The sequence below is a fragment of the Pseudomonas sp. OTU5201 genome, from assembly GCF_038440135.1.
Taxonomy (GTDB): Bacteria; Pseudomonadota; Gammaproteobacteria; order Pseudomonadales; family Pseudomonadaceae; genus Metapseudomonas; species Metapseudomonas resinovorans.
On record NZ_JASATC010000001.1, the window covers coordinates 72,701 to 84,543 of the forward strand.

Here is an 11,843-nt window from a genome sequence, read left to right on the forward strand (position 1 = left end):
CGCACCAAAGAAAAAGGCCGCGCAGTGCGGCCTCTTTCATACACACACGTCAGAAACGTTCGATCTTCGCCTTATCTTCCAATTGGCGACGGTAGGCAGCAAAGTCTTGCTGGCCACTGCGCGAGGCGAGGAAGCGGCTATACATCGCCTTCTCCTGCTCAGACAACTTCTCTTCCGACTGACTGATGCCGTTCAGGCGGATCACCACGTAATCGCCGTTGCCAAGCTTTACGCCAGTGAACTCGGGCTTGTCGGCGGCTGCAGGTTTCGGCATGCGGAACAGGGTCTGCAGCACAACCGGCTCGATACCTTCCTGGCTGCGGGTCGCGGCTTCTACCACCTGCCAGGATTGACCATCCTGGGCCTGTTCAACCGGGGTCTTACCTTCGCGCAGGCTGGCAATCAAGGCGTCACCCTTGGTCTTGACGGCTTCACCGGCCTTCTGCGCCAACAGGTGCTGGCGGATACTGTCACTGACCTTGTCCAGCGCCAGCTGTTCTGGCTTCTTGTGCTCTTTGACGCGCAGAACGACCACGGTGTCCGGATCGAGTTCAATGGCAGAACTGTTGGCGCCGTCTTCCAGCACTTCCGGACTGAACGCGGCCTGAAGGACTTGGCGATTTGCGGTCAGGCCTTCGCCACCTTCACGACCGAACGGAGCGCTGGTCTTCACTTCCAGGTTCAGCTCCTGCGCGGGCTGCGCCAGGTCCGAAGCCTCGAATGCGGCATCTTCCAGCTCCTTGCTTACCTCGACAAAGCGCTGCTCGACCTGCTGGGCCTTGATGTCGTGCTCCAGTTTCGGCTTCAGACTCTCGAAGCTTGGCACCTCAGGCGCCTGCACACCCAGCAGCTTGATCAGGTGCCAACCGTACTGGGTACGCACCGGAACGGAAACCTCGCCCTGCTTCAGCGCGTACAGCGACTCTTCGAAAGTCGGCTCATAGACGCCAGGGCCGGCAAAGCCCAAGTCCCCTCCATTGGTAGCGGAGCCGGAGTCGTCAGAGAACTCCTTGGCCAGGGCGGCAAAGTCTTCGCCCTTGTCCAGACGCTGCTTGATCTGCTCGATCTTGGCCTTGGCCTGCTCCTCGTTGAGCTTGTCGCTGATCTCTACCAGGATGTGGGCGGCCTGACGCTGTTCGGCAAGGTTGCTGATCTCTTTCTGGTACTGGGCCTGGAGGTCTTCCTCCTTGGCTTCAACCCGGCTGAAGAAGGCAGCTTTCTTCAGTTCGACGTATTCGATCACCACCTGCTCGGGGCTCATGAACTGGTCGACGTGACCGTCGTAGTAGGCCTTGAGCTCATCCTCAGAAACGCTGACTGCAGCCGGGTCAGCCTTCAAGGTCAGAGTCGCGAAATCGCGAGTCTGTTTCTCCAAACGAGCGAAAGCTTCAACTTCTGCATCGGTCACGAAACCACTGCCAGCTAATCCGGCACGCAGCTGACCGATGAGCATTTCCTGCTCGAGCATCTGGCGGAACTGCAGACGGCTGTAGTTCATCTGACGTATCACCTGATCGAAGCGGTCGGCATTGAATTTGCCGTCCACTTGGAACTCCGGCGTCTGCAGGATCAACTGGTCAATAGCACTCTGCGAGAAAGCAAAGTCGGCCTCTCCAGCGCCTTGCAGTAGGAGCTTACGTTCGATCAGCCCCTTCAGCGCGGCTTCACGCAACAGCTTCTCGTCCAGCAGGGAGGCATCGAAGTCCTTACCCAACTGTTGCTGCAACTGGCGACGCTGCATGTTCACGGCTTCGCTTAGTTGGTCCAGGGTGATCTCATCACCGTTGACCTCAGCCGCGCTCTGGCGACTGCTGGTGGCATTGAAGATGGCGTCGAAGCCGGTCAGTGCCAGCAGCGCGATGATGACGCCAATGATGGTTTTGGCAATCCACCCCTGTGAATTGTCCCGTATGTTCTGCAGCATGGGTCCCCCAGAAACGGCCACATTGAGTCGCAGCCGAGTAACGCGGGTAGAGTATCCGAATAAGAGAAAGGCGCATCCTAGGATGCGCCTTCTCGTAGCTTGCGGAGTCTGAGATTCGACCTCTCTGGTGGTAGGAAGAAACCCTTCGCTTCCACCGCTCCGCTATCAGGCCAGGCTTGCCCGGCCTGATCGGGCAAAGCCCGAAAGACGCTTAGTTGACGGCGTCTTTCAGAGCTTTGCCGGCCTTGAAGCCAGGGATCTTGGCAGCAGCAATCTTGATCGGCTTGCCAGTCTGCGGGTTACGGCCAGTACGAGCAGCACGCTCTTTAACAGCGAAAGTACCGAAGCCAACCAGGACCACGGAGTCACCAGCCTTCAGAGCGCCAGTAACGGATTCGATAACTGCGTCCAGCGCGCGGCCAGCTACAGCTTTCGGGATGTCAGCAGATGCGGCGATAGCATCAATCAGTTCCGACTTGTTCACTCTTAAGTCCCCTTATTTCTGTTGAGTTGTTTCTTAGTTGTTTGGTGTAAGCAAAGCGGGTGCTGGTTGGCCTGCTAACACATAAGAGCCGCTTTATAACAAGGGCTCTAAAAATGTGTCAAGGAAGCCCCCCGGCTAATGCGTGCTGATTCGCTCCTTGGAATCAGTCTCGCGCTTGTCATCCTTTGCAACCATCTCCGGAGCCGCATCGGGCAAGGGCTCCGGCGCGTATTGCAGCGCAATTTGCAGGACCTCGTCAATCCATTTAACTGGTTTAATCGCCAAGTCTTGCTTGATATTTTCGGGAATTTCTTTCAGATCGCGCACATTCTCTTCGGGAATGATCACGGTCTTGATTCCACCACGATGTGCGGCCAGCAATTTCTCTTTCAGACCGCCAATCGCTAGTACCTGACCCCGCAGTGTAATTTCCCCGGTCATAGCCACATCAGCACGAACCGGAATCTGCGTCATGGCCGAAACCAACGCAGTGCACATGCCGATGCCAGCGCTGGGGCCATCCTTCGGAGTAGCGCCCTCGGGCATATGGATGTGGATATCCCGTTTCTCGTGGAAGTCCGCCTGAATACCCAGGCTCTTCGCCCGGCTACGCACCACGGTAAGAGCCGCCGTAATGGATTCTGCCATCACATCACCCAGCGAACCGGTTTTGGTCAGTTGCCCCTTGCCAGGAACGACTGCTGCCTCGATGGTCAGCAATTCGCCGCCAACCTGAGTCCAGGCCAGCCCAGTTACCTGACCAATCTGATCCTGCTGCTCGGCCAGACCGTAGCGATATTTACGCACGCCAAGGAAGTGCTCCAGCGATTCGGCAGTGATCTGCACGGCGAAGCGTTTCTCGCGAGCGTGTTCCTTCACAGCCTTGCGGCAGACCTTGGCGAGCTGGCGCTCAAGGCTACGCACACCGGCTTCTCGGGTGTAGTAACGAATGATGTCGCGAATGGCCTCTTCGTCGAACTCCACCTCGCCCTTCTTCAGACCGTTTGCCTTGGTCTGTTTGGGGGCAAGGTACTTGACGGCGATGTTGACCTTCTCGTCTTCGGTGTAACCCGGCAGTCGAATCACTTCCATACGATCCAGCAGCGGTGCCGGAATGTTCATGGAGTTGGCAGTGCACAGGAACATTACGTCCGAGAGGTCGTAGTCGACTTCCAGGTAGTGGTCGTTGAAATTGTGGTTCTGCTCGGGATCAAGCACTTCCAGCAGCGCAGAAGCAGGATCACCGCGCATGTCGCTGCCCATCTTGTCGATCTCGTCGAGCAGGAAAAGCGGGTTGCGCACGCCGACCTTGGTCATCTTCTGGATCAAACGACCTGGCATGGAACCAATGTAGGTACGACGATGACCGCGAATCTCGGCCTCGTCACGCACACCGCCTAGGGCCATGCGCACGAACTTGCGATTGGTGGCACGCGCAATGGACTCGGCCAGCGAGGTCTTGCCGACACCGGGCGGGCCTACCAGGCAAAGAACCGGCCCCTTGACCTTCTTCACGCGCTTCTGCACGGCGAGGTATTCGAGGATGCGCTCCTTGACCTCCTCCAGGCCGTAATGATCAGCGTCGAGGATATCTTCGGCCTTGGCCAGATCCAGTCGAACCTTGCTCTCGGCCTTCCATGGGACATTGACCAGCCAATCGATATAGGAGCGCACCACAGTCGCTTCAGCGGACATTGGCGACATTTGCTTCAGCTTGTTCAGCTCAGCATTAGCCTTGGCAAGCGCCTCTTTGGTCAACCCAGCGTTGTCGATACGCTTTTTCAACTCCTCGACTTCGTTGTGACCTTCATCGATGTCCCCCAGCTCTTTCTGAATAGCCTTCATCTGCTCATTCAGGTAGTACTCGCGCTGGCTGCGCTCCATCTGCTTCTTGACGCGACCACGAATGCGTTTCTCGACCTGCAGCAGATCGATCTCGGCATCCAGCAGCGCCAGGACATGCTCGACACGCTCGGGAAGGTCGGTCAGTTCGAGGATTTCCTGCTTCTGCTCGATCTTCAGCGCCATGTGGGCAGCCATGGTGTCCACCAGGCGACCCGGTTCATCGATGCTGTTCAGCGACGAAAGCACCTCGGACGGGACTTTCTTGCCCAATTGAACGTACTGTTCGAACTGGCTGAGTAGACTGCGGATAAATACTTCGGATTCGCGCTCGCCTGCATCGACTTCGTCGACCAGGCTGACTTCGGCGCGGCAATGACCGTCAACTTCGATGAAACGCTCGATGGCGCCCCGCTGCTCGCCCTCAACCAGCACTTTCACTGTGCCATCGGGTAGCTTCAAGAGCTGCAGAACGGTGGCGACAGTACCCATGCGATATAGGGCATCTTCGCCCGGATCATCGTCGGCCGGGTTCTTCTGGGCAACCAGGAGGATCTGCTTGTCCCCCGTCATCGCAGCTTCGAGAGCCTCGATGGATTTCTCACGCCCCACGAAAAGGGGAATGACCATGTGCGGATAGACCACGACATCACGCAATGGCAGGAGAGGTAATTCGGCAGTCGTATTCATGGTATCAGCTCTACGGCGGCCCTCGGGCCGTAAACAGATGGGAAAACCCTTGGCCCTAAGATGGGGTTAGGCCCGGGAAAAAACAAGCTTTAAGGCAGTAAATACAAAGGGGCCCGTAGGCCCCTTTGTTTCATCAAGCGTCAGGCGCCGCCTTGGCAGGCTGCTCGTTGTTCTCGTAGATCAACAGAGGCTTGGACGATCCTTCGATGACACTTTCGTCGATGACTACCTTGCTTACATCTGTTTGAGAGGGAATCTCATACATGGTGTCGAGCAGGATACCTTCAAGGATGGAGCGCAGGCCACGCGCACCGGTTTTACGCTCCAGCGCCCGACGGGCAACAGCTTTGAGCGCGTCCGGACGGAACTCGAGGTCCACACCTTCCATTTCGAACAGTTTGGCGTATTGCTTTGTCAGCGCGTTCTTCGGCTCGGTGAGGATCTGCATCAGCGCAGCCTCATCCAGTTCGTCGAGGGTGGCAATGACCGGCAGTCGACCTACGAACTCAGGAATCAGACCGAACTTCACAAGGTCTTCCGGCTCGACTTCACGGAGGGCTTCGCCCACCTTTTTGCCCAGATCCTTGCTGCGGACTTCGGCATTGAAACCGATACCACCTCTGGTCGAACGGTTCTGGATCACTTTTTCCAGGCCAGCAAACGCACCGCCACAGATGAACAGTATGTTGCGGGTATCAACCTGCAAGAATTCCTGTTGCGGATGCTTGCGACCGCCTTGCGGCGGAACCGAGGCTACGGTGCCTTCGATCAGCTTCAGCAGGGCTTGCTGCACACCCTCGCCCGATACGTCGCGGGTGATGGACGGGTTGTCCGACTTGCGGGAAATCTTGTCGATCTCGTCGATATAGACGATACCCATCTGGGCCTTCTCTACATCGTAATCGCACTTCTGCAGCAGCTTCTGGATGATGTTCTCAACGTCTTCGCCAACGTAACCCGCCTCGGTGAGGGTAGTGGCATCAGCGATGGTGAAGGGTACGTTAAGCAGGCGAGCCAGCGTTTCAGCCAGCAGCGTCTTGCCCGAACCGGTGGGCCCGATCAGCAGAATGTTGCTCTTGCCCAGTTCGACGTCATCTTTCTTGTCGCGCTGGTTCAAACGCTTGTAGTGGTTGTACACCGCTACCGCGAGAACCTTCTTCGCCCGCTCCTGACCAATCACGTATTGGTCGAGGATGGTGCGAATTTCCTTGGGCGCAGGCAGTTTGTGCGCACTGCTCTCGGCCTGGGCTTCCTGCACCTCCTCACGGATGATGTCGTTGCACAGGTCGACGCACTCGTCGCAGATAAATACGGAGGGACCGGCAATCAGTTTGCGTACTTCGTGCTGGCTTTTGCCGCAGAAAGAGCAATAAAGCAGTTTGCCGTTGTCCTCGCCGTTGCGGGTGTCAGTCATTCGATCGATCCAATCGGGTAGGCTTGAAACACAAGATGAAGGCAAATGCGGGCATTTTCAACCCCGCGAAACGGCCGGATATTCTCCGGCCGCAGTCTTGCGGATAGGCTTAGCCCACGAGCTGGCGCTTGCTGAGCACCTGATCGATCAGGCCGTATTTGACTGCCTCGTCACCACTCATGAAATTGTCGCGGTCGGTGTCGCGTGCGATCACATCAATCGGCTGACCAGTGTGGTCGGCCAGGATCTTGTTCAGGCGCTCGCGAATGGTGAGTATCTCACGGGCATGAATCTCGATGTCCGAGGCCTGCCCCTGGAAACCGCCCAGCGGCTGGTGAATCATCATACGCGAATGCGGCAGGCAGAAACGCTTGCCCGCAGCACCACCAGCCAGCAGCAACGCTCCCATACTGCACGCCTGACCAATGCACAAGGTCGAAACGTCGGGCTTGATGAACTGCATGGTGTCGTAGATCGACATACCGGCAGTCACCGAGCCACCCGGAGAGTTAATGTAGAGTTGGATGTCCTTGTCGGGGTTCTCGGCCTCGAGGAAAAGCAGCTGCGCCACCACCAGATTGGCCATGTAGTCTTCTACGGGGCCCACCAGGAAGATCACGCGCTCTTTCAACAGGCGCGAATAAATGTCATAAGCTCGTTCGCCGCGGGCGGACTGCTCGATCACCATAGGCACCAGACCGCCAGCGGCTTGGATGTCAGGCATTTGCTGCACGAAAGAATTGCGGGACATGTCCTGCGATCACTCCCTAACTAGATAGTCATGTCTCAAAGACGCATAAGCCAGCTCGGAGGCTGGCTTATGGTGTATTCGAAGGAGGCGGAACGATCAGTCGGCTTTCGGAGCTTCTGCCGGCTTGACTGCCTCTTCGTAGGAAACCGACGTGTCGGTTACTTTGGCCTTCTGCAGGACAGTATCTACAACTTGTTCTTCCAGCACAACCGAACGGACTTCGTTCAGTTGCTGGTCGTTCTTGTAGTACCAGGCCACGACTTGCTCCGGCTCCTGATAGGCGGAGGCCATTTCTTCGATCAGCTCGCGCACGCGGGCCTCATCGGGCTTCAGCTCGAACTGCTTGACCACTTCAGCCACGATCAGACCCAGGACCACGCGACGCTTGGCTTGCTCTTCAAACAGCTCGGCCGGCAGCTGCTCAGGGTTGATGTTGCCGCCGAACTGCTGAACAGCCTGGACGCGCAGACGGTTCACTTCGTTGCCGATCAGGGCCTTCGGCACCTCAACCGGGTTGGCAGCCAACAGACCGTCCATCACCTGGTTCTTCACCTTGGACTTGGTGGCCTGACGCAGCTCACGCTCCATGTTCTTGCGAACTTCGGCGCGGAAGCCTTCCAGACCACCTTCCTTGATGCCGAACAGGGAGAAGAACTCATCGTTCAACTCAGGCAGTTGAGGAGCGGAAACGCCGTTCACGGTCACGGTGAACTCTGCAGCCTTACCAGCCAGGTCCAGATTCTGGTAGTCGGCCGGGAAGGTCGGATTGATCACACGCTCTTCACCGGCTTTGACGCCAACCAGAGCCTCTTCGAAGCCCGGAATCATGCGACCGGAACCCAGCACCAGCAGGGTGCCTTTGGCGGAGCCGCCAGCAAAGGCCTCACCGTCCACCTTACCGACGAAATCGATGTTCAGTTGATCACCGTTCTCGGCGGCGCGCTCAACAGCCTCGAAACGGGTGTTCTGCTTGCGCAGGATGTCCAGCATGTTGTCGACATCAGCGTCACCAACCTCAGCCTGCAGGCGCTCGATGGCGATCTCTTCGAAACCGGCAACCTTGAATTCGGGGAACACTTCGAAAGTGGCGATGTATTCAAGATCCTTGCCCTTCTCGAACACTTTAGGCTCGACAGACGGGGCACCGGCCGGATTCAGCTTCTGCTCGACAACAGCCTCATAGAAGGAAGACTGGATCAGGTCACCCAGGACTTCCTGACGAGCGGAGTCCTCGAAGCGCTGACGAATGACGCTCATCGGCACTTTGCCCGGACGGAAACCGGCAACCTTGGCGCGGCGGGCAGTCTGCTGCAGGCGCTTGGTCACTTCGTTCTCGACGCGCTCGGCCGGCACGCCGATGGTCATGCGGCGCTCAAGAGCGGAGGTGCTTTCTACAGAAACTTGCATGGATAATCCTCGTTGCACAGACATAAGCCGGCCGTTCCGGCCCCAGAATCAAGGGCATGCATTCTAGTGGGTCGATTTACAGAAGTCACCCGCCAGTAACAGCCGGCAAATCGAAGAGAGAAAAGAAAGGGAATTCGCGACACCTCGGGAAGTCGGGCAGCTCCCTGATTCCGCACCGCGCCGGAGCCGCCTCGATCCGGAAATGAAAACGCCAGGCAATGAGCCTGGCGCCTTCATGAATATGGGGTGGACGATGGGAATCGAACCCACGACACCAGGAGCCACAATCCTGTGCTCTACCAACTGAGCTACGCCCACCATATTGCGCATTCACTGACTTTCATCAGCAACGGTAGCCACTGGGGCCACCGCCTTACAACCAGAATCGCCAAGAATCCGCGGAGCATCCACTATTCAGAACGATTCGAACATCATGGTGCGGACGGAGAGACTCGAACTCTCACGCCTTGCGGCGCTGGAACCTAAATCCAGTGTGTCTACCAATTCCACCACGTCCGCAGAGACAACACTTGAAACGAAAACGCCAGGCACGTTGCCTGGCGCTCTCTGGAATATGGGGTGGACGATGGGAATCGAACCCACGACACCAGGAGCCACAATCCTGTGCTCTACCAACTGAGCTACGCCCACCATATTACGCATTGCTTGAGCCAAATGTGCCAAATGGCACGCCCGGCAGGACTCGAACCTGCGACCATCCGCTTAGAAGGCGGATGCTCTATCCAGCTGAGCTACGGGCGCTTATATCTGCGAGCAGACTATAAAGCTTCGGCCTAGACCGAATCACTTGGATTCGTCTTTGCCGCCTTACCCAACGACAGGCTGTGCTCGACAAGCGGGGCGCATCTTATAGCCAGCCCCACCCCTCGTCAACTAGAAAATTGAAAAAAATCAGAAAGATATAAGCGTCAGGACAAAATGCAGACCACCCGCCTTTGCCCGCCCGCCCCTCCATGCGAGAATACGCGCCCTTTTTAGCCCTTCCCGATGGTTAATCTAGCGTCATGACCGCACAACTGATCGACGGCAAAACGATCGCCGCCCGCCTCCGCCAGCAGATAGCCCTACGTGTCGCCGAGCGTCGCCAGCAAGGACTTCGCGTCCCCGGCCTCGCCGTGATCCTGGTCGGCAGCGATCCCGCCTCCCAGGTCTATGTCGCCCACAAGCGCAAGGATTGCGAGGAAGTCGGCTTTCTGTCGCAGGCCCATGACTTGCCCGCCAGCACCAGCCAGGCTGAGCTGCTGGCCCTGATCGATCGCCTCAATGAAGACCCGGCGATCGACGGCATCCTGGTTCAGCTACCACTGCCGGAACACCTGGACGCCTCGCAGCTGCTAGAGCGCATCCACCCCGACAAGGACGTGGACGGCTTCCATCCTTACAACGTCGGCCGCCTGGCCCAACGCATTCCCCTGCTCCGCCCCTGCACTCCCAAGGGCATCATGACCCTCTTGGAAAGCACCGGCACCGACCTCTATGGCATGAACGCCGTTGTTGTGGGCGCCTCCAACATCGTCGGCCGCCCAATGGCCCTCGAACTTCTGCTCGCCGGCTGCACCGTAACGGTTACACACCGATTCACCAAGGATCTGGCAGGCCACGTAGCCAACGCAGACCTGGTGGTAGTGGCCGCCGGCAAACCAGGCCTGGTGAAGGGTGAGTGGATCAAGCCCGGCGCGATCGTCATCGATGTCGGCATCAATCGCCAGGACGACGGCAAGCTGGTGGGGGACGTGGAATATGACGTGGCCGAGCAGCGCGCCAGCTGGATCACCCCAGTCCCAGGCGGCGTCGGCCCCATGACTCGCGCCTGCCTGCTGGAAAACACCCTCTACGCCGCCGAAGCGCTCCACGCGTAAGGCGCCAGCAAATAGAAAAGGCCGCATCAAGCGGCCTTTTCTATTGGGCGGATCCGATCGAGGCGACTCAGTCAGCGAGGCGCCAAGTGGTACCACCCTTCCCATCTTCCAGCACTACGCCCATGGCGCTCAGCTGGTCGCGGATACGGTCGGATTCGGCCCAGTCCTTCTCCGCACGCGCCCGCAGGCGAGCCTGAATCAGCCCCTCGACCTCAGCAGCGTCCACCTTGCCTTCGGCACCTGCGCGCAGGAAGGCATCCGACTCCAGTTGCAGAACACCGAGCAATCCGCCCAGCGTCTTGAGCTGCGCCGCCAGGGCAGCAGCAGCCGGCAGGTCGCCATCACGCAGACGATTCACCTCACGCACCATCTCGAAGAGCACCGCACAGGCTTCCGGACTGTTGAAGTCATCGTCCATGGCCGCCGCAAATCGCTCGACGAAAGCCTCGCCACCTGCCGGAGCCGCATCGGGCAGACCGCGCAGAGCATGATAGAAACGCTCCAGGGCGCCCTTGGCCTCCTTGAGGCTTTCCTCGGAGTAGTTGATCGGACTGCGGTAGTGGCTGGACACCAGCAGGTAGCGCACCACCTCGGGATGGTACTTTTCCAGCACCTCGCGAATAGTGAAGAAATTGCCCAGGGACTTGGACATCTTCTCGCCATCCACCCGCACAGCCCCCGCGTGCATCCAGGCATTGGCATACAGCTTGCCGGTGGCCGCCTCGCTCTGGGCAATCTCGTTTTCGTGGTGCGGGAACACCAGGTCCGGACCACCGCCGTGAATGTCAAAGGTCTCGCCCAGGCAGCAGGTGGACATAACCGAGCACTCAATGTGCCAACCCGGGCGGCCAGGCCCCCAGGGCGATTCCCAACTAGGCTCACCAGGCTTGGCACCTTTCCAGAGCACGAAATCCAGCGGGTCTTCCTTGGCCTCATCCACTTCGATACGGGCGCCGATGCGCAGATCTTCAATCTTCTTGCGCGAGAGTTTTCCGTAACCGACGAACTTGCCCACCCGGTAGTAGACATCGCCATTGCCCGGAGCATAGGCGAAGCCCTTGTCGATCAGTGTCTGGATCATCTCGTGCATGCCGGCGATATGGTCGGTGGCACGCGGCTCCATGTCCGGACGCAGCACTGACAGGCGCGCCTCATCCTCATGCATCGCGGCGATCATGCGCTCCACCAGCGCCTCGAAAGGCTCGCCATTCTCATTGGCGCGACGAATGATCTTGTCGTCGATGTCAGTGATGTTGCGCACGTAGGTAAGGTCATAACCGCGATGACGCAGCCAGCGCGCCACCACGTCAAAAGCCACCATCACTCGAGCATGGCCGATATGGCAGAAGTCATAGACGGTCATGCCGCAGACATACATGCGCACCTGGTTGCCGACCAGCGGCTTCAGGGGCTCCTTGGTCTTGCTCAGGGTGTTGTAGATCGACAGCATC

Annotated in this window: 8 protein-coding genes and 4 tRNA genes; 1 reads left to right on the forward strand and 11 read right to left on the reverse strand. The window is 58.2% G+C overall.

What is annotated here, in order from left to right:
• Positions 1-49 precede the first annotated feature (49 nt).
• The 10 genes from AAHM40_RS00360 to AAHM40_RS00405 all read right to left on the reverse strand — a co-directional run bounded on the left by AAHM40_RS00360 (position 50) and on the right by AAHM40_RS00405 (position 9,274).
• On the reverse strand, positions 50-1,924 hold the full coding sequence (locus AAHM40_RS00360) for a SurA N-terminal domain-containing protein (protein ID WP_342242940.1): 1,875 nt from the start codon (positions 1,922-1,924) through the stop codon (positions 50-52).
• A gap of 211 nt (positions 1,925-2,135) precedes the next feature.
• Positions 2,136-2,408, reverse strand: coding sequence for a nucleoid-associated protein HU-beta (gene hupB, locus AAHM40_RS00365; RefSeq protein ID WP_003087931.1), 273 nt, complete (start codon positions 2,406-2,408; stop codon positions 2,136-2,138).
• Positions 2,409-2,543: 135 nt separating this feature from the next.
• Entirely contained in the window at positions 2,544-4,940 is a 2,397-nt protein-coding gene (gene lon, locus AAHM40_RS00370) for an endopeptidase La (RefSeq protein WP_342242941.1), read from the reverse strand.
• Positions 4,941-5,073: 133 nt separating this feature from the next.
• Positions 5,074-6,354, reverse strand: coding sequence for an ATP-dependent Clp protease ATP-binding subunit ClpX (gene clpX / locus AAHM40_RS00375; protein WP_342242942.1), 1,281 nt, complete (start codon positions 6,352-6,354; stop codon positions 5,074-5,076).
• Positions 6,355-6,463: 109 nt separating this feature from the next.
• Positions 6,464-7,105 carry an ATP-dependent Clp endopeptidase proteolytic subunit ClpP gene (gene clpP, locus AAHM40_RS00380; RefSeq protein WP_028627764.1) on the reverse strand — a complete coding sequence of 214 codons (642 nt, stop codon included), beginning with the start codon at positions 7,103-7,105 and terminating at the stop codon, positions 6,464-6,466.
• 96 nt (positions 7,106-7,201) lie between these two features.
• A complete protein-coding gene (tig, locus tag AAHM40_RS00385) occupies positions 7,202-8,512 on the reverse strand; it encodes a trigger factor (protein ID WP_342242943.1) in 1,311 nt (436 codons plus the stop codon).
• Positions 8,513-8,754: 242 nt separating this feature from the next.
• Positions 8,755-8,830 (reverse strand) — tRNA-His (locus AAHM40_RS00390).
• A 116-nt stretch (positions 8,831-8,946) separates the two neighbouring features.
• Positions 8,947-9,031: transfer RNA gene (locus AAHM40_RS00395), tRNA-Leu, on the reverse strand.
• 56 nt (positions 9,032-9,087) lie between these two features.
• Positions 9,088-9,163, reverse strand: a tRNA-His gene (locus tag AAHM40_RS00400).
• Between the two features lie 34 nt (positions 9,164-9,197).
• Positions 9,198-9,274 (reverse strand) — tRNA-Arg (locus AAHM40_RS00405).
• Positions 9,275-9,537: 263 nt separating this feature from the next.
• Here AAHM40_RS00405 and folD point away from each other — a divergent pair.
• Entirely contained in the window at positions 9,538-10,392 is an 855-nt protein-coding gene (folD, locus tag AAHM40_RS00410) for a bifunctional methylenetetrahydrofolate dehydrogenase/methenyltetrahydrofolate cyclohydrolase FolD (RefSeq protein ID WP_342242944.1), read from the forward strand.
• A gap of 67 nt (positions 10,393-10,459) precedes the next feature.
• Here folD and cysS read toward each other — a convergent pair whose 3' ends face one another.
• Positions 10,460-11,842 carry a cysteine--tRNA ligase gene (cysS, locus tag AAHM40_RS00415; protein ID WP_342243072.1) on the reverse strand — a complete coding sequence of 461 codons (1,383 nt, stop codon included), beginning with the start codon at positions 11,840-11,842 and terminating at the stop codon, positions 10,460-10,462.
• Position 11,843 lies beyond the last annotated feature (1 nt).